General features: G+C 63.1%; 20 protein-coding genes. 13 read left to right on the top strand and 7 right to left on the bottom strand.

The features are described 5' to 3' along the window. Positions 1-24: 24 nt before the first annotated feature. Positions 25-2457, bottom strand: coding sequence for a phosphoketolase family protein (locus B7R22_RS02095; protein ID WP_116410177.1), 2433 nt, complete (start codon positions 2455-2457; stop codon positions 25-27). 383 nt (positions 2458-2840) lie between these two features. On the opposite strand from B7R22_RS02095, the gene B7R22_RS02090 reads away from it, so the two are divergent. Next, positions 2841-3311: a pyridoxamine 5'-phosphate oxidase family protein gene (locus tag B7R22_RS02090; protein ID WP_116410172.1), complete on the top strand. Its 471-nt coding sequence runs from the start codon at positions 2841-2843 to the stop codon at positions 3309-3311. Between the two features lie 401 nt (positions 3312-3712). On the opposite strand, the gene B7R22_RS20155 is transcribed toward B7R22_RS02090, so the two are convergent. The 4 genes from B7R22_RS20155 to B7R22_RS02070 form a co-directional block, all read right to left on the bottom strand. Then, positions 3713-4225 carry a universal stress protein gene (locus tag B7R22_RS20155; RefSeq protein WP_116410171.1) on the bottom strand — a complete coding sequence of 171 codons (513 nt, stop codon included), beginning with the start codon at positions 4223-4225 and terminating at the stop codon, positions 3713-3715. 218 nt (positions 4226-4443) lie between these two features. Beyond that, positions 4444-5328 (bottom strand): universal stress protein, encoded by an 885-nt coding sequence (locus B7R22_RS02080; protein WP_172582153.1) that lies wholly within the window; start codon positions 5326-5328, stop codon positions 4444-4446. Positions 5329-5333: 5 nt separating this feature from the next. Then, the gene (locus tag B7R22_RS02075; protein WP_116410169.1) at positions 5334-6239 is read right to left on the bottom strand and encodes a universal stress protein; all 906 of its coding nucleotides are present in this window, start codon (positions 6237-6239) and stop codon (positions 5334-5336) included. An 83-nt stretch (positions 6240-6322) separates the two neighbouring features. Continuing rightward, entirely contained in the window at positions 6323-7129 is an 807-nt protein-coding gene (locus B7R22_RS02070) for a universal stress protein (protein WP_172582152.1), read from the bottom strand. Between B7R22_RS02070 and B7R22_RS02065 the strand changes: the two genes are divergently transcribed. Both B7R22_RS02065 and B7R22_RS02060 read left to right on the top strand, forming a co-directional pair. Beyond that, complete coding sequence (locus B7R22_RS02065) at positions 7119-7346, top strand: hypothetical protein (RefSeq protein ID WP_172582151.1); 228 nt, start codon at positions 7119-7121, stop codon at positions 7344-7346. The genes B7R22_RS02070 and B7R22_RS02065 overlap by 11 nt on opposite strands. Continuing rightward, positions 7343-7999 carry a response regulator gene (locus B7R22_RS02060; protein ID WP_116410166.1) on the top strand — a complete coding sequence of 219 codons (657 nt, stop codon included), beginning with the start codon at positions 7343-7345 and terminating at the stop codon, positions 7997-7999. Before B7R22_RS02065 ends, B7R22_RS02060 begins: the two co-directional genes overlap by 4 nt. On the opposite strand, the gene B7R22_RS02055 is transcribed toward B7R22_RS02060, so the two are convergent. Both B7R22_RS02055 and B7R22_RS02050 read right to left on the bottom strand, forming a co-directional pair. Next, positions 7948-8487: a hypothetical protein gene (locus B7R22_RS02055; protein WP_147305269.1), complete on the bottom strand. Its 540-nt coding sequence runs from the start codon at positions 8485-8487 to the stop codon at positions 7948-7950. The two genes, B7R22_RS02060 and B7R22_RS02055, sit on opposite strands and share 52 nt — an antisense overlap. A gap of 35 nt (positions 8488-8522) precedes the next feature. Beyond that, positions 8523-9257 (bottom strand): glucose 1-dehydrogenase, encoded by a 735-nt coding sequence (locus tag B7R22_RS02050; RefSeq protein ID WP_116410164.1) that lies wholly within the window; start codon positions 9255-9257, stop codon positions 8523-8525. Between the two features lie 169 nt (positions 9258-9426). Between B7R22_RS02050 and B7R22_RS02045 the strand changes: the two genes are divergently transcribed. The 10 genes from B7R22_RS02045 (at position 9427) to B7R22_RS02005 (ending at position 18410) form a co-directional block, all read left to right on the top strand. Beyond that, positions 9427-10020 carry a universal stress protein gene (locus B7R22_RS02045; RefSeq protein WP_116410163.1) on the top strand — a complete coding sequence of 198 codons (594 nt, stop codon included), beginning with the start codon at positions 9427-9429 and terminating at the stop codon, positions 10018-10020. A 15-nt stretch (positions 10021-10035) separates the two neighbouring features. Beyond that, positions 10036-10440, top strand: coding sequence for a VOC family protein (locus B7R22_RS02040; protein WP_116410162.1), 405 nt, complete (start codon positions 10036-10038; stop codon positions 10438-10440). Positions 10441-10487: 47 nt separating this feature from the next. Further along, positions 10488-11918, top strand: coding sequence for a glutamate decarboxylase (locus B7R22_RS02035; protein WP_116410161.1), 1431 nt, complete (start codon positions 10488-10490; stop codon positions 11916-11918). Further along, entirely contained in the window at positions 11915-13504 is a 1590-nt protein-coding gene (locus tag B7R22_RS02030; protein WP_116410160.1) for an amino acid permease, read from the top strand. The genes B7R22_RS02035 and B7R22_RS02030 overlap by 4 nt, the downstream gene beginning before the upstream one ends. Then, on the top strand, positions 13501-13659 hold the full coding sequence (locus B7R22_RS19020) for a hypothetical protein (protein ID WP_172582150.1): 159 nt from the start codon (positions 13501-13503) through the stop codon (positions 13657-13659). Before B7R22_RS02030 ends, B7R22_RS19020 begins: the two co-directional genes overlap by 4 nt. 53 nt (positions 13660-13712) lie before the next feature. After that, positions 13713-14288 carry a DoxX family protein gene (locus B7R22_RS02025; RefSeq protein WP_116410159.1) on the top strand — a complete coding sequence of 192 codons (576 nt, stop codon included), beginning with the start codon at positions 13713-13715 and terminating at the stop codon, positions 14286-14288. A gap of 45 nt (positions 14289-14333) precedes the next feature. Further along, complete coding sequence (locus B7R22_RS02020; protein WP_253258833.1) at positions 14334-14789, top strand: pyridoxamine 5'-phosphate oxidase family protein; 456 nt, start codon at positions 14334-14336, stop codon at positions 14787-14789. Between the two features lie 114 nt (positions 14790-14903). Then, positions 14904-16799 carry a pyruvate kinase gene (locus B7R22_RS02015; RefSeq protein WP_116410158.1) on the top strand — a complete coding sequence of 632 codons (1896 nt, stop codon included), beginning with the start codon at positions 14904-14906 and terminating at the stop codon, positions 16797-16799. 135 nt (positions 16800-16934) lie between these two features. Further along, complete coding sequence (locus B7R22_RS02010) at positions 16935-18143, top strand: hypothetical protein (RefSeq protein WP_116410157.1); 1209 nt, start codon at positions 16935-16937, stop codon at positions 18141-18143. A 45-nt stretch (positions 18144-18188) separates the two neighbouring features. Next, positions 18189-18410 (top strand): three-helix bundle dimerization domain-containing protein, encoded by a 222-nt coding sequence (locus tag B7R22_RS02005; RefSeq protein ID WP_116410156.1) that lies wholly within the window; start codon positions 18189-18191, stop codon positions 18408-18410. The last annotated feature ends 152 nt before the right edge of the window (positions 18411-18562 follow it).

The raw sequence follows: 18562 nt of genomic DNA, 5'->3' as shown, positions 1-18562 counted from the left end.
TCCTCATAGGCGGACGCGCTCCGCTCAGACGTTGTCGGCTCCGGTATCCGCCGGCGGAGGAGTCACAGAGAATTCCGTCGACCACACCCAGTCCGCCACTTCAGGGGTGTCGGCGCCGTGGGCCCGCGTGTATTCCCGGGCGTGCAGCCGTGCGTCCTGCATCTCCTGGCGCAGAACGGACTGCGTTTCGGCCAGCCCGGGAACCCTGTCGATGACGTCCATCACCAGGCGGAACCGGTCCAGATGGTTGAGCATCACCATGTCGAACGGGGTGGTCGTTGTGCCCTCCTCCTTATAACCCCTGACGTGGAGGTTGTCGTGACCGTGCCGGCGGTAGGTCAGGCGATGGATGAGCCACGGGTAGCCGTGGTACGCGAAGATGACGGGCCGGTCGGCGGTGAAGACGCTGTCGTACTCCGGGTCACTGAGACCGTGGGGGTGTTCCGTGTCACTCTCCAGCCGCATAAGATCGACGACATTGACGACCCGGATCTTCAGCGACGGGATCCTTCTGCGCAGAATGGAAACTGCGGCAAGAATCTCCAGGGTGGGAACATCGCCCGCTGCCGCCATGACGACGTCGGGTTCACCTCCGGCGACCTCGGTGCCGGCCCATTCGAAAATACCTAGCCCGCGGGTGCAGTGATCGATTGCCTGATCCATGGAGAGCCAGTTGAACTCGGGCTGTTTACCGGCGACGACGACGTTGACGTAGTCGACCGAACGAAGGCAGTGGTCGTAGGTCGAGAGCAGGGTGTTCGCATCGAACGGCAGGTATACCCGCACGACGTCGGATTTCTTGTTCACGACGTGGTCGATGAAGCCCGGATCCTGGTGGGAGAGCCCGTTGTTGTCCTGTCTCCAGACGTGCGAGCTCAGAAGGTAGTTGAGGGAGGACACGGGTCGCCGCCAGGGAATGGTGCGCGCCGTCTTCAACCATTTCGCGTGCTGGTTGAACATTGAGTCGACGATGTGGATGAACGCTTCGTAGGAGTTGATGATTCCGTGACGACCGGTGAGCAGATAGCCCTCCAGCCAGCCTTCGCACTGATGCTCACTCAGCATCTCAACGACACGTCCGGCCCGTGCCAGGTGGTTGTCTGCATCGATGGGGAGGTACCCGGCATCCCACTGCTTGTCGGTGGCCTCGAAGACTGCGCTCAGCCTGTTCGAGGCGGTCTCGTCAGGGCCGAAGATCCGGAAATTGTGCGGGTTGGCGATGATGACGTCCCGCAGCCAGGTGCCGAGCACCTTTGTTGCCTCGGCGACCGTGCTCCCCGGCGCGGGCACCTGCTCCGCGTAGAGACGGAAGTCCGGAAGGCGGAGTTCCGTTCGGAGCAGCCCGCCGTTGGCGACCGGGTTCGCGCTCATCCGCAGATTGCCCTCAGGGGCCAACGCCGTCGCCAGCGCCACCGGGGCTCCGGATGCATCGAACAGCTCTTCCGGCCTGTAGGAGAGCAGCCACTCTTCGAGAAGCCGCGTGTGGGCCTTCGTATCGCGGGCATCAACCAGGGGCACCTGGTGGGAGCGCCAGTTGTTCTCGGCCGGGTGACCATCGATCTCTTTCGGGCAGGTCCACCCTTTCGGTGTGCGGAGGATGATCATCGGCCATGCGGGGCGTCCCGGAAGGGTCCCGGCGGCCGCGGATGCTTTGATCTCCGCGATGTGGTTGAGAACGGAGTCCAGGATGACGGCGAACCGTTTGTGGACTTCGATGGGGTCTTCTCCATCGAACCCACCGGAGACAAGATAGGGAGTATGCCCGTACCCGCGCATCAGATCCAGCAGTTCCCGCTCCGGAATGCGAGCCAGAATAGTCGGGTTCGCGATCTTGTACCCGTTGAGGTGAAGGATCGGCAGCACGACGCCGTCGTGGAGCGGGTCGATGAACTTGTTCGAGTGCCAGCTCGTCGCGAGCGGCCCGGTCTCTGCCTCGCCGTCACCGACCACCGCCGCGACGAGCAGGTCCGGGTTGTCGAACACCGCACCATACGCGTGCGACAGGGAGTAGCCGAGTTCGCCGCCCTCATGGATTGATCCTGGCGTCTCTGGGGAAACGTGACTGGGAATGCCCCCGGGGAATGAGAACTGTCGGAAGAGTTTCCGCAGACCGTTCTCGCTCTGGTCGATGGTGTTGTACACCTCGCTGTATGTGCCATCAAGGTAGGCGTTCGCGACCATTCCGGGTCCGCCATGCCCCGGTCCGGTCACGTAGATGGTGTTGAGTTCCCGCTGCTGGATGGCGCGGTTGAGGTGGGCGTAGATGAAATTCAGGCCCGGTGTTGTTCCCCAGTGCCCGAGCAGCCTGGGTTTGATGTGGTCCCGTGTCAGAGGGACTCGGAGCAGAGGGTTGTCGAGGAGGTAGATCTGCCCTATCGAGAGGTGATTGGCTGTACGCCACCAGGTGTTCAAACGGAGCAGGTCCTCGTTTGATGGATCCTGCGGGGCGCGCCACATCCACGAGTTCGGCGCTGTTGAAGGAGCGAACGGGAGAGCGTCCGGCTGGTGAAGGGAGATTGCGGCGTTCATGACCATGAGACCAGTCCAGACCCACCACGGGAGAGGTGCCAGTGCCGAAAGTCCCGAAAAAACCACCTGCGCTGCCCACCATAGCGAGCGGACTATCAAAGCGCTCGGAACTCCGCCGAGCTGGCGACCATCAAGGAATACTTGCCCCTTTTCAGACCGCCTAGTACGCGCTCGGCCTCGCCGTGTTCCTTCGGGGTGTGTTTGGTTTCGGGACTAACGACTCTCGTTCGTGACGCAGCGGGCGGAGAGGCTGGGGCGTGAAGCCTAGACCGAGCTCGAAATATGTGCCCAACAGGAAGCGAAACGCAAAAATGACCAAATACTCCGACTTCTACGCCTCCGGAACTTCACCGGAGGAAAGCATTCTTGACACACTCGATGAAAATGAGTGTTTCCGGCTGCTGGCCGGTACTGCCGTGGCCCGACTGGCGGTGGTCGACGAACGCGGTCCTGATATCTTCCCGATCAACTTCCTGATTAAGTCCAAGGCCCTGTATTTCCGAAGCGCCCCGGGGACGAAGATTCTCGCACTCTCCAAGCGGCCCGAGGTCGCTGTCGAGATCGATGGCACAGAAGGAGGCAAGCGATTCAGTGTCGTCATGCGTGGCCGGGTGAGCCGGCTCAATGACGACGTCACGATCCAGGAATCCGGGCTGACGACCCTTCACACCATGACGAGCTCGGAGAAGTGGAACTATTTCATGGTCGCACCCGAAACAGTGACCGGTGTCCGATTCCAGAGCCAGCGGCATCCCGCCGCACACGGATCAGACTCACTATGACCTAGTCCTCCGAGATCGTGCCGCGCCGCCTCCCTGTGACTCCTCATGCCTGGATCGTCGCGACCTTCGTCTTTAGAGCCCCCAGCAACAACTCTGTCGGGAAAATAGACGCCAACCGTGGTTGGGGCGTCTTCAGTGATCTCTGTGTCGTGGATGACGTCTTCTTCTGAGCACACTCGGAAGTGGAACGTTTACCGGTCGGGCGCCCGTGAGGGCTGATAGCCGGGTTCCGGCCAAGGCACCTGATCGCAGGTGCCTCCAGCTGGTGATCCCGGTAGCTTCCGTTGACGAGGCGGTCCACCACCTCTGCAGACTGGCGAAGCCTCACGAGCGTGTGCTGCTGATTCGGAGGGGTGGGATTCCGGTGTGGTGCTGTGTCGACTTGGCCGCCCGTGTGTTGTTCACTCAAGTTCCGCGCCTGGCCGTACATCATGAGTGATGAGCACGGGGCAGTGCGCCCGTCCGGCGCACGCCGCGCTTACAGAGCCCAGGTCGCCGTCGTTGAGATCTCCGGAACCGTGGTGACCGACGACGAGCATCTGAGACCCGGCACTTTCCTCGATCAGCACGCTCGCGGGTGAGCCTTCCCTGACGATTTTGCTGAACCATGAGGGAGAGCGGATACCGAACACGGAGTTGACCACGAGATTCAATGCGCGTTCTGCCTCGCGATGTGTTTTCGCACCCGTGTGGCCGGCAGCACCTTCAGGGCTCCAAACCAGTGCAGCGCGAACGGGGGCGTCAAGACTATCGGCCAACCTGACGGTCCTGCGAAGGGCATAGATGCTCTGAGAGGACCCGTCAACGCCGACGAGGACCGGGGCGGATGTTCGTGGCGCGTCAGTTGTCGCCGGCTGAGCCTGAGTCCGTTCGAGGTCGCGCGAGACGGTTGAGTGCAGAGGGGATGTCGTCATGGTCCGACCATCCCACCCCAACCTTTCTGACCGTAGGGCACAAAGTCACCAATCAGCAGAGTCAGCTGACGCCCATTCGCACCTCTAACAAGAGCGGCCGGGCGGAGGTGCCAACGCTATGCCACTGCTTACGTCACTGCCACGGAGGGTAGGCTGCGCTTTCCCGCGCGGAGGGCGTCCGGTGGTTGTTGATGCTATGGCCGATGTCCTCAAGCGAGTCAACGGTTTGGGTTCTGGTTCGCTCGCGGGGGTACGACGACGACGGGGCAGTGGGAATAGGAAGCGCTTTCGGCGCCGACCGATCCCAGTCTCAAACGCGCGAATCCGCCGCGGCCTCGCGAGCCGACGACCAGCAACCGGGCGTGCTGCGAGCGGCTGATCAGCTCGGCCACCGGGTGCGCCATCACCGCTTCACGGGTCACCCGCACGGTGGGATGCCTTTCGATACGGTTCTGGGTATCCGTTACGAGGTCATGCAGCACCCGGGTGTTGACGTCCTCCGAAGAAGGATTGAAGCCGAGCTCTTCGTATCGAAGGGGAAGTCGGTCGATCGTCCAGGAGCGCACGATCTGAACAGGAGCGACGAAGGTCTCTGCCGCCTGCAGCGCCCACTCGAGGGCTGCGTTACTGCCGGCCGACCCGTCGTCGCCGACGACAATCGGTGCGTCAGCCGGCAGCGAAGCAGCGTCGTTCTGTTCATGGATAATCATGACGGGGCAATTGGCGTGGGCCGCGCACTGGGCGCTGACGGAGCCGAGAAGAAGCCCGGTGAATCCGCCGAGCCCGCGGCTGCCGAGCACAAGAAGGGCCGCAGTCCTGCTCGCACGAAGGAGGGCCCTGACGGTTGATCCCTTGACGGCTTTTTGTTCGTACCAGTCGGGGAGGTCATCCCCGAACACTTCACGCGATACCTCAGCCAGGAGGCCGGTGGCGTCTTCGGTCGGTAATCCCGCTGGCAGGAACGGGGTGGAGGTGTTTACGGTGCTCCACACCGAAACCGCCCGAAGGCGCAGTTTCCGGGCCTCGGCGAAACGTTTGGCGTGCCGGAGCGCGGAGATGGATGCGCTCGCGCCGTCGATTGCGACAATCACAGAGGTGCTCACGTGGGTCATAGGTCGGGGTGCGCGGCGGCGCTCTTGGGTACGACGGCGACGGGGCAGTGGGCGTGGGAGGCGCATTCGGAGCTGACCGAGCCGAGCATCAGGCCGGCGAACCCGCCGCGCCCACGGGAGCCGACGACGAGGAGGCGGGCATTCTCGGAACGTTTGATGAGCTCCTCGGCCGGTTGCGACATGGCAGCAACAAGGGTGACCGTTGTGCCGGTGTGCTCACCGACACGGTGGGCCGTTTCGGTGATGAGGTCCCGGCGTACCCGCGCGGTCACTTCATCGAACGAGGGCACGTATCCGAATTCCTCGTTGAACTGCGGCGGGATCCGGTCGATGCTCCACGTCCGCACCACCTCGACGGGCGCGCCGAGCTTCTCGGCGTAGTTCAGCGCCCATTCGAGGGCGTCGTCACCGTTGGCGGATCCGTCGTGACCGACGACGATCGGCGCGTCAGCCGACACGGCGGTGAGGTCGTTGTGCTCGCGGACGATCATCACGGGGCTGTGAGCGTGTGCGGCGCACTGGGCGCTGACGGAACCGAGGAAGAGCCCGGCGAAGCCGCCGTGCCCGCGGCTACCGACGACCAGCAGCTCGGCTGTTTTGCTCGCTTCGATCAGGACCTTCGCTGCGGATCCCTCGATGACCACTTGGTCGTACCAGGCAGGCAGATGGTCGCCGAATACCTCGCGAGAGGATTCCTCGAGCTGGAAACGAGCGTCTTCGCCTGGTGACCATTCGAGCATGAAGGGGCTGTAGGTGTTGACGTTGCTCCATACCGAGATGGCTCGGAGCCGTGCGTTGTGTGTCTCGGCGTAGTTCTTCGCGGACTGGAGGGCCGCGACGGAGGATCTGGTGCCGTCGACGGCGACGATGATGAGGACGGTGGGTTCTTCACTGTTTTGCATACTTCAACACTGCGGTGCCGAAGCGGCCCCGGGTAGAGCCGAAGGTCCCCACCCTGTCCGGACCCGGGAGATGCTGGTGGGGGTCAGTGGTGTGCTGTGACGTCACGCATCTTGTGCGCGAACGTTCGGCGGCGGATCGGAAGGGTGTCGTGGATGACGACGGTGGGGCCGCCGAGGTTCAGCAGGACATCGTGAACGGTGGAGCCGACCGTTCCAGGAAGGCTCGCATTTCGGTGGGAGCGGCCGATGATGAGTAACGAAGCTGCGGCGGATACGTCGATCAGGCCCTCAGCGGCGGGCCGATGCACACTCCGGACTCGGATCGAGAGCTCTGGTTGCGCCTGCCCGGCTACGACCTTCGCGTCGGCGAGGACCGTTTCTGAGAGGAGGGCAGCGAATTGGGTAGCTTCGGACTGCTCTTCCGGCGTTCGTGGGGTGGTTGTTCGGGGTGCTTCCCAACAGTGCACGATGGTGAGGTCGTGACCGTCTCGGGCTGCCTCCGCGGCAGCGAACCGGATGGTCTCTTGCCCTTCCGTCGCATCTCCGACCCCAACGACGACACCGCCGCGGCGGCGGGTTGCGAAGTTGGGGATGAACGCGACGGGGCTTGAAGCTCGGGCGGCGAGCTGTATGAATTTCGATCCGAAAAGTCGTCCCTGCACAAACCCGGTCTTATGGGTGCCGACTGCAACCATGACCACGTGTTCCGACGCGGCAGCGAGTTGCTCCAGAGGGTCGCCCTGCAGTAGCAGGGCGGTGACCGGGACGTGATTTTCGACGAGGTGTGCGAAGTCGAGTTCGGCCTGCAGGAACGCGTTGCCGGTCATGCGGGAGTCGCTGACGAACACGGCCAAACACGCCTCGGCTGAGCATTCGTCTGTGGCACTCACCGCGGCAGACGGTCACATCACGCTAGAGATCACCGATGACGGACACGGAAGCCCGGCCACCACCCGCCGGAGCGGGCTGGCGAACATCGAAAAGCGCGCGACGATCCGCGGCGGAACATCAGAGTTCCGCTCCTCTAGCTCGGGCACTGTTGTGCGGTGGCGGGTGCCCTACTTCCTCACCCCCAGTACTCGTACGGAGAATGGACTGAACCTGTGATCCGTGTGTTCTTGGTCGACGACCACGAGTTGGTGCGACGCGGCATCGCGGGCCTTCTGGGACTCGAGGAGGACATCGAGATTGTTGGTGAAGCCGGTACCGTGCACCAGGCAGAAGTACGCATCGCCGCAACCCAACCCGACGTGGTCCTCCTTGACGTTCGCCTGCCCGACGGTAGCGGCATCGACCTGTGCCGGGAAATCAGATCCGCCAGCCCGAACATTCGCTGCCTGATCCTTACCGCCTACGACGATGACGACGCTATCGACGCGGCAGTCCTGGCCGGGGCTGCCGGCTACGTCTTGAAGGACATCAGGGGTAGCGGATTAGTGGAGAACCTCCGCAAGGTCGCATCCGGCAAGCAATTGCTCGACCCCCTCTTGATGCGGAAAGTCGTCGAACGGATTGTGGCTCCCACCGGCGACAGCCGACTCGACACGTTGACCGCCCGTGAGAAGCAGATTCTCCCCCTCATCGCTGACGGCCTCACGAACCGAGAGATCGGAGTGCAGCTGTCGTTGGCTGAGAAGACGGTGAAGAACTACGTCTCAGGCCTGCTGAGCAAACTGGGGCTGCAACGCCGCACCCAGGCCGCGATCCTTCACCTCGAGTCCCGACCGGCAGGCACACGCACAGTCGAAGATTGGGTGTAGAAGTCGACCAGCTCATTCGTGGTCGAGCTGCTGGTGGGGTCCCGGAACCGGACACGGGGTTCGTCGTTCAGGAACGCGTCCGTCTCCGTGAGCACGATGACCGTCGGGTTGGTGCCGGTGATCTGCCACCCCGTGCGCTCTGACACGACCCGGAACCGGCTCTCGGGCAGCACGTCTTCCAGAATTAGGAGAAGGACCAGCAGAAGTGCGCAGGGGGATTCAAACAGGGCCAGCTCTACGGTGTTCCCGGCTGTGAGGCACGCTGCAACGTGTTTCGCGACGACTGCTGTGCTGCAGGTGGGAGCGCAGACGATCATTGTGCTACCCAGTGGACTGGCGCCGCTGATCGTCACCTCCCCAGCCGCCATGGTGACGAACGCCGGCCGGGTGTTCTGCTGGCACTCCGCGGCGCGGTAGAACTGCTCCGCAATGCCCGTGCAGTCGGCGATCCGGCCCAAATCAGTGGTCGTCTGGGGGCTGACGGTCACGAGTCTGTCCCCGATGACGACGAACGAATTCCGCATCAGGCGTGCGGGATCCCGGCGGTTAAACCGCCGTCGATGACGAACTCAGACCCGGTCGAGTACCGGGATTCGTCGCTGGCCAAGAAAAGCACCAGCGAGGATACTTCGGAGGGGTCAGCGGCCCGGCCTAATGGGATCTGCAGTTGATCGGCCGAGATGCCGGCCGTCATGGGTGTGGTGATGAACCCGGGATGAATCGAGTTCACCCGCACCCCGGATGATCCGATCTCCACCGCAACGGACTTCGTCAAACCCCGGAGGGCGAACTTCGTCGCGACGTAAGCATGCAGGTTCGCGCTGCCCCGGAGCCCTTCAACTGAGGAGATGTTGATGATCGATCCGCTGCCCTGCTCTACCATTCCGACCACCACGGCCTGGATACCGAGAAACGCACCGGTCAGGTTGATGTCGATCGTCTTCTGCCACAGCCGCAACTCGAACTCCGCGATCCTCGCACCCGTCGCGATGCCGGCATTGTTGACCAGCACGTCGATGGTGCCGAAGCGGTCTCTCGCGGCCAGTACCGCGGCGGCCCAATCGTGGCGGCTGGTGACATCCAGGTGCACGAACAGCGCCTTCTCGCCAAGCTCCGCCGCAAGGGCGGCGCCTTCGGCGTCCAAGACGTCGCCGATGACGACCGATGCCCCTTCAGCGATGAGGCGGCGGGCGTGGGAGGCACCCATGCCGCGCGATCCGCCGGTAATCAGTGCGACTTTTCCGGCTACACGGTTCATCGGGTACTCCTCGTTCTCGAGCAGGGCGTCCGCCCGCCTGAACGACTATTCCGCGCCGGATCGGGCCGTGAATAGGGCCGTTGGTCCCACCGCCGCGTCAATGAATCGGTGTGCGGGGTTGTGACCTAAGACCCTGTCCCGGGGTAACCGCTGGTGCGAATCTGACATCATGACCTTCCCAACGACACCTGAAACCAACGACCGCACCGTCCCCCCGATCGGTGAGGAAACATCCGACGGGCGTGTCTCCCGGTTCGGTGTCGATGGCACCGGGGTAGCGACCGACGAATACAACACCGCTCTCACCTTCGACGAACACGACAGACTCCCCCTGCACCCCCGAACAACCCGCATCGTCGTCGGACTAGACGGCTCCAAAGCATCTGTCGCCGCCTTGAAGAAGGCAATGACACTAGCGACCGGGTCGCACTCGGCCGTGCAAGGGATCGTCGCGTGGCAGAACCCCAACGGGTACGGCGGCTACAACTTCACCGACTGGTCCCCCGAAGCCGACGCGCTGCGCATCATGGACGACACCACGAAAGAAGCATTCGATGGGCCCGCCCCGGACTGGTTCACCCCTCTGGTTCGCCAGGGAAACCCCGCCGAGCTACTCATCAAGCAGAGCCTGGGCGCAGAAATGCTCGTCGTCGGCAGCCGCGGCCACGGCGGATTCGCCGGCCTCCTCCTCGGATCGGTCAGCACCGCGTGCGCCGAGCACGCCCACTGCCCCGTACTCGTCATGCACGACGACGACGCCTAAACCCACCGCGTAGCTGTGAGACTCTCCTCCGCGGTCATGTTCGTGAAGAACCTCAACCGGTCCGTCGACTTCTACACTCGGCTGCTGCAAGCCACCGTCACGGCCCGCGACACGTCAGCCGCTCTCCTCGTCGGCCCCGGGAACTACCAGCTATACCTCCGCGAGATGGGGACACACGCCGAACATCCCCTCGGCGCGATCGGGATCCAATACCTGATCTGGAGCGCCGACACCCTAGAAGACTTCCGGCGCTGCGAAAGGCTCCTCCGGGAACTCACGCCCCACGTCACGGCGCAAACAGTCGACGGATTCGACATCGTCGAAGGGCCAGGACCCGACGGTGTCCCGATCGTCATCGTGTACCCGGGTCCCGAGCAGCTTCCTCGCGACCAGATCATCCCCCGCATTTACACCTGGTAACACAGGCTCACATCCCTGAAACGTTGAAACCGGAATCGAGTACGACCATGACCCACGCCAACCCCGAGACTGTCGTCGATAACGAGATGGACGACATCTTCGCTACCACCCCGATGACCACCCGGGCGCCCAAGACCCGCTTCCCGGAGCACGAGCAGGAACCCCGCGATGTCTACCAGCTCGTGAAAGACGAACTGATGCTCGACGGCGTCGCCCGCATGAACCTTGCCACGTTCTGCACCACCTGGGTGGAACCCGAAGTCCGCCAACTCATGGATGACTCGCTGGATAAAAACATCATCGACAAGGACGAATACCCGCAGACCGCGGAACTGGAAACCCGCTGCATTCACATGCTCGCCGATCTCTTCCACTCCCCCGACGCCGCGACGACGATCGGCACGTCCACCACCGGGTCAAGCGAGGCGGCGATGCTTGGCGGGCTCGCCGCGAAATGGCGGTGGAAGGCCCGCCGCCAAGCGGAGGGCAAAGACACGTCACGGCCGAACCTGGTCTGCGGGCCGGTGCAGGTGTGCTGGGAGAAGTTCGCCCGCTACTTCGACATCGAACTTCGCCAGGCACCGATGAATGCCGGCAACATCATGACGCCCGCGGAAGCTCTCGCGCTGTGCGACGAGAACACCATTGCCGTCGTGGTGACGTTCGGGCAGACATTCACCGGCAAGTTCGAAGACGTCGACGCCATCAGCGCAGCTCTCGACGACCTCCAGCTCCGCACAGGTTTGGACATCGACATCCACGTCGACGCCGCCAGCGGTGGTTTCGTCGCCCCATTCTGCGCCCCCGACATCCGGTGGGACTTCCGCCTCCCGCGGGTGAAGTCCGTCAACGTCTCCGGCCACAAAACGGGGCTCGCACCGCTCGGTAGCGGCTGGGTGATCTGGCGGCAGGCCGCCGACCTGCCGGAAGAGCTGATCTTCAACGTCAACTACCTTGGCGGTTCCATGCCGACCTTCAACCTAAACTTCTCCCGCCCCGGCGGCCAAGTCGTCGCCTCGTACTACAACTTCCTCCGCCTCGGCAAAGAGGGTTACCGAAAAGTTCAGTCCGCTACCTACGCCGTCGCCCACCACCTCAGCACCGGCATCCAGAACACCGGCCGGTTCGACATCATCTTCGATGGCAACCCGCAAGACGGCATCCCCGCCGTCACCTGGAAACTCACCGACCCGGCATCACCATTCAACCTCTTCGACCTCGCCGAGGAACTCCGGACCAGGGGCTGGCTCGTACCCGCATACACCCTCCCGCCGAACCAGGAGGCGGTGACGGTTCAACGCATTATTGTCCGACACGGCCTCAGCATCGACATGGCCGACCTCCTCCTCGCCGACCTCAGCACCGCGATCACCAAACTCGACAGCCGGCCACCGTCAAGGCCCCTCACCGCGGCCGAAGCTCCAAGCTTCAGCCACACCGGCACCGCCGCTGTACCCAGTGAACTGGTGCGCTCATGACCAGCCCGAAACGCGCTTCGGCGGAACTGAAGAAGAACAAGCTCACCATGACCGTTCCGACGGTGGCGTTCCTCACCGCGGCCGCCGTCGTGACGAGCCTCCGCGGGTTGCCCGTGATGGCCAAAGAAGAACTCACGATGTTCGTCTACATTGGCTTCGCCACCATCCTCTTCCTCGTCCCAGCCGCCCTCATCTCCGCGGAGCTTGGCAGCGCGTTCTCGAACCGGAAAGGCGGTGTGTACACGTGGATCGGTGAAGCGTTCGGGCAGCGCTGGGGGTTTGTTGGCATCTGGTTGCAGTGGATCCAGAACGTCGTCTGGTACCCCACCGGACTTGCCTTCGCCGCCGCCGCCGCCGCATACGCGCTGAACCAGGCAGGTCTTGCCGAAGCTCACGTTTACGTCGGGATCTTCTGCATCGTCAGCTACTGGCTCGCCACCCTCCTCGCCCTCCGCGGCAACGCCCTCCTCGCGAAAGTCGCGAAATACGGGTTCATGGTCGGCACCGTCGTCCCCGGCGCCGTGCTGCTTGGCCTGTTCATCTACTGGGCCGCCACTGGGCACGCGATGGGCTGGACCACAGCCACGGACCCCGCCGTCGCAACTGCCGTGAACGGCGACAGCACCCCGCGCCTGCTGCCCCTGCTCACAGGTCTCGGTTCGCTCGCGTTCCTCGGCAACATCATGCTGCTCTTCGCCGGCGTCGAAGTGCAGGCCGTGCACGTCAAGGAGATGAAAAACCCAAGACGAGGTTTCCCGGCGGCGATGCTGCTCGCCGCTGTCATCTCCGTGGCCGTGTTTCTCCTTGGCTCGATCGCGGTCGCGGGCCTGGTGCCTTACAACGACCTCGTGCTGCAGACCGGGGTGTTCGACGCGATGAGCACCGTTCTCGTTGGCCTTTGGAACATGAACTGGCTCGTACAGATCCTCGCCGTGCTCGTCTGCTACGGAGCACTCAGCGGCGCACTGGCGTGGATCTCTGCGCCCAGCCGCGCCCTCCTCACAACAGCGCACGACGGACTGCTGCCGCCCATCCTGCAGAAAACGAACAAGGCCGGTATCCAACGGAACATTCTCATCCTGCAAGCCATCATCGTCACCGCCGTGTCATCGATCTATTTGTTCACCGCCGACGTCAGCGGCGCATTCTTTCTCATTTCCACCGTCACCATCAGCCTCTACATCGTCATGTACATGTTCATGTACGCCGCTGCGATCCGGCTCCGGTACACCCAACCCGACCTCCCCCGCGCCTTCAAAATCCCCGGCGGAAAACTCGGCATGTGGATCGTCGCCGGCATCGGTTTCATCGCTGTCGCATTTGCCCTTCTCGTGTCGTTCTTCCCACCAACCCAGCTCCCCATCGGTGACCCCGCCACCTACGTAGCGCTCGTCGCTGGCGGGCTCATCATCTTCGTCGCCGCCGCCCTGCTGATCTACCACTTCAGGAAGCCGTCCTGGCGAGACGGCTCCCCCGACCAAGAACCACACGAAGCCAGCTTCACCACCATCGCAGCTCCCACCGCGACCACACCACAAGCCACAACGGCACCCCGCGAACCGCTCAAGACAGGCGCACCCTCATGAACCATCCAACCTCTGAGAAAACCACCGAAACGGACCGCATCGAAACCGCGGAGGACATCCTCGAAGAGGAAATCCTCAACACGTCCCTCGCTGAACAGGGACTCCTCCCCGTACCCGACGCCACACCCTCAGACGGACCCGCACCAGCCGCCTAACCTTGCCTACGCACCACCCCCACCGCACCAAACCGACAGAAAGCGAAAATCCGATGACCGCACTACCCACCACCCTCGACACCACACCAGGCCAGCACCTCGGCCGCGAAACAACCTCCGCGAACTCCTCAACGACGGCCCGCCGGGTCCTCGCGGTCCTCCGAATTGCGACCGGCTTCATCTTCCTCTGGGCCTTCATCGACAAACTCTTCGGGCTCGGGTACTCGACCCCCGCCGCGAAGGCCTGGATCAACGGCGGAACACCGAGCCAAGGGTTCCTGAACAGCCCCTCCGTCGTCGGGCCGCTGAAGCCGTTCTACGCCGCGATCGCCAGCCCCACCACTGACGTCCTCTTCATGCTCGGGATGCTCGCCATCGGTGTCGCCGTCATCCTCGGTATCGGCCTCCGGGTCAGCGCCGTGGCCGGCACCATCATCATGCTGTTCATGTACCTCGCCGAATGGTCCTTCGGCCAAAACGCCGCCTCCACCAACCCCCTCGTCGACTACCACATCATCTACGCACTCGCCCTGATCACCGTCGCTGCTCTCTCGGCCGGCGACACCTGGGGCCTCGGCAGCGCCTGGAAGAAACTGACGATCGTCCAGCGCTACCGCTGGCTCATCTGACACCCCTTCCCCTTCCCGATCTGAAACGGCAAAGGAAAGCCTCACATGGTCATGACCACGCAGGACTTCACCGAATGGTCCCCCCAGGGCCCCGTCACCGAACTCTCCATCGAACACTGCTGGCAACTGCTCAAAGCGACGAACATCGGCCGGCTCGGCCTGAGCGTCGACAACCAGCCGGAGATCTTCCCGGTCAACTACATCGCCGACGGCTCGTCCGTCGTGTTCAGGACGGCGAGGGGCACCAAATTCAACGAGCTCCTGAGCAACAACAACGTCGTTTTCGAAGTCGATGAACAGCTCGAGAACGGCGCCTGGAGCGTCACCCTGAAGGGAACCGCCACGATACTCGGCTCGGAGATCCCTGGCTCGCCGACAGCGGATGAGACCCTCCCCCATTGGGTACCGACGGCGGAGTACCTCTACGTGCGCATCACACCGCGCGACATCCGCGGCCGCCGGTTCGAACGCCAACTCCGCCTCATCATCCCCGAGAACTGACCGCGGATACCCGCCTCGAGCCGCGCCAGCCACACGAATAATCCCCAACTGTCTGCCACCCGACGGGACCTCTCCCATTTCGACCAGCCCTCCTGACCTACGGAGACTCGCTTCATGGACACCGTGCACACTGTTTCAGCCGGCACTCCCGCCGCGTCTCATGCCGAGCTCGACGATCTCATCTCCTTGCTTCACGACCTTCGGCAGTTGCGCGTCTCGCTCATCGGCGCCGAACTGCGCGAAGCTCAAGCGATCAACGCGGTAGAACCACGACACCGATTCAGTGCCACAAACCTCGTGCACTACGTCGAGTTCCGATCGCACGACGTCAGGACGCTGCAGGTGGGCCTGTCCGAGTACGGCCTTTCCTCGTTGGGGAGGGCTGAATCCAACGTCCTGGGCGGCATCGACGCCGTCATCCGCACACTTCACGGCCTGACCGGACAAGGCGATGCGGAGACCACTTCATCCCTCCGCGCACCCGAGAACACCGAGTCGCTTTCGCAGAACGCACTGGGCCTGCTCGGCCCGCTCCCGAAGGACCGACCCACTCGGATCATGGTCACGTTCCCTGCTGAAGCCGCATCGGATTACGCAATGGTCAAAGGAATGCTGGCCAACGGCATGGACCTCGCACGGATCAACTGCGCCCACGACGGGCCGGAGGCATGGAATGCCATGATCGGAAACCTCCGAACCGCGGAGGCAGAGCTTGGCAAGAAGTGTCTGGTGTCGATGGACCTGGGTGGGCCGAAGCTCCGGACGGGTCCTCTGCGCCCGGGCCCCGGGGTTTTCAAGCTCAAGCCGGTACGCAGCGAGCTGGGCATCGTTCTGGAAGCGGCGAAGGTGTGGCTGGGCTATACCCCTCCTGAGGGCGCCGGGCCGGACCCCCGAGCGGTACCGGTGCGTGACGCGGGCTGGGCTGGTAGCCGAGATGTGGGTGAGAAAATCCATCTGGTCGATGCTCGCGGATCGCGCCGCGTCCTCACCGTCGAGGAAGTGCGTGAGACGGGCTGCCTGGTCTCGTCACGCCATACGGTCTACTTCGAACCTGGCCTGAAGCTGAAGGCCCATACCCCGGGCGGCGCCGAGAGCAAACACAAGCACGCCATGCCGACCACCGAGGTTGGCGACCTTCCCTCGGCGGTGAGTTCGGTGACCGTGCGCCGAGGTGACAGCATCATTCTCACCGCAGACATGACGCCCGCTGGGGTGTCAGATGGTGCGGTTCACCGCATCGGATCCACCCTCTTCGAGATCTTCAAAGACACCCATCCCGGGGAGCGTCTGCTCATCGACGACGGAAAGATCACCACTGTGATCACTTCCGTCACCCCGACCGAGGTGACGGCCGAGGTGCAGAGTGCAGGGGTCGACGGAGCGAAGCTCCGCGCGGAGAAAGGAATCAACCTTCCCGACTCGACGATCACCCTCGCTGCGCTCACTGAACAGGATCTCGAAGACCTCGACTTCGTGAAGCGCAACGCAGATATCGTCGAAATGTCCTTCGTTCGAAGCCCGAGCGATGTCGACCAACTCCTGCACAACCTCAGCCCTACCGATGTCCATGCGCTCGGTGTCGTTCTCAAAATAGAAACCGTCGCAGCGTTCAACGCGCTGCCGCAGGTCCTCCTCGAGGCGATGCGATGGGGCGACATCGGCGTCATGATCGCCCGCGGTGATCTCGCGGTCGAGGCCGGCTTCGAACGTCTGGCCGAACTCCAGGAAGAAATCCTCTGGCTGTGCGAAGCCGCACACGTACCGGTGATCTGGGCAACCCAAGTACTGGACGCGATGGCACGCACGGGTGTGCCCTCTAGAGCTGAAGTCACCGATGCTGCAATGGCCGAACGCGCAGAATGCGTAATGCTGAACAAAGGACCCTACATCGGCGAGGCAATCACCATGCTCGCCGGCATCCTCCAGCGCATGCAGGACCACACGCAGAAGAAGCGCAGCCTCCTCCGACGGCTCACCTCATGGCACCTGGACCAGACCACGGGCGCCTGAATGAGTCGATGCCTGTGATCGGCCGCGAACGCGTCAGCATGTCGGGCACGGGTCGGGACCTTCGGCACTGGGCTGGTCGGCCATTGACGAGTGGAATTAGAGCATCCCCTCACCGACCAAACCAGGAAAGCCCCGATGAAAACGAACAAGACCCACAGAGGTCGACGGATCACCCTCATCACAATCGGCTCGGTCGTGGGCGTCGCGGCCCTCGGCCTCGGTGTCGTTCTCACGGTCGGCGGTATCTTCGTGCCCGCGAACTACCTAGAGCCGTGGTCGAGCTCCTACGCCGACACGTTCTCCGACGTGCGAATGAAGGTCGTCGCGCAGGCCGAACTCGCCCCGAGCGGCCACAACATGCAGCCGTGGACCGTCGAACTCGACCCGGCCGACGCCAACGTGCTGTACCTGTACACCGACCCGGGCCGGCTCACGCTCGCGGTCGACCCCCTGGCGCGACAGACCATGGTCTCGCAGGGCACCTTTCTGCAGTACCTGAAGGTATCGGCTGCGAACCTCGGCTACACCGCCGACGTCACCCTGTTCCCGAACGGCACCTACAACGAAACCGATCTCGAGGCATCGATGAACGCGCTGCCCGTCGCAGAGGTCTCACTCACGAAAGACCCCAGCGCGAGCACCGCCGACTACGCATCACTGTTCCTCTCCGACACCAACCGTGCGCCCTACACGGATGCCCAGCTCACAACCGACCAGATCAGTACCCTGTCGGGGCTCGCCACGGACACCACCACATCGCTGAAGCTCTACACCGACGAGACAGACGTGAAAGTGTTTAACGACTTCGGAGTGCAAGGCACACTCATCGAAACCCAATACCAGGCCGCCACCGCAGAAAGCGACCGCCTCTTCTACGCCACCGAAGGCGCAAAAAACGTAGCCCGTTCAGGGTTCGCAGTTGAAGGCCAGGGCACCACAGGATTCATGAAATACCTGCTCCAGGGCCTCATCACGATCATCCCCTCCATCAACGACGACGCCTCCGGCGCGAAGAACGCGATCGCGCTGACCGATGCGGCTGTGGAACACACCCCCGCATACGGCATGATCAGCACCCCGGCAAACACCCGCATGGAGCAGGTGAAGGCCGGCATCCTGTACGCCGACGTCTCGCTCCGCGCACGAACCCTGGGACTTGTGATGCAACCCCTCAGCCAGGTGCTGCAGGAGTACCCCACCATGGCGGCTCCATACGCTGCAATTCACGATGCGTACGCTCCAGAGGGTCAGACCATCCAGATGCTCGTACGCATCGGCACACCCACCACCCAGTACCCGAACACCATGCGAAGAGACGCAAATACCTTCCTCCGCACGCCCTGAACCCACCACCCCGCCGTGTCGCCAGAGTCAACTGAAGGAACCGACATGAACCCGCCTGAGAAAGAGTCCATCGTCAGAACAATCGTCGACCGCATCAGCAGATACTTTCCAGCCTCCCCCGCAGCCCACATCACAGCCGTTGTCGGGCAAGAATACGATGCACTGAACGGCAGCCGGCTCCGCGGCTACATCCCCAACCTCGTCCAACACAACGCCAGGCGTATCCTTCGCGCCGAAACGACCGGCGCCGCCATTAACACAGCTTGAGGTTGACCCCGAATTCCGGACACTGGGGTCTGTAACGTTTTCGGTGTTTCCAGCATTTTTGGTTAGTAGGTTTCTGCTGCCGGCCAGCGGTCGGCGAAGGTGATCGCGAACGCGTTCAGCGCGGGTTTCCACCGCACTGTCCAGCGTGTCCT

Source organism: Subtercola boreus (genome assembly GCF_003399635.1).
Taxonomy (GTDB): Bacteria; Actinomycetota; Actinomycetes; order Actinomycetales; family Microbacteriaceae; genus Subtercola; species Subtercola boreus_B.
The sequence above is the reverse complement of the archived record's forward strand: the minus strand, read 5'-3'. Positions and strand labels throughout refer to the sequence as shown.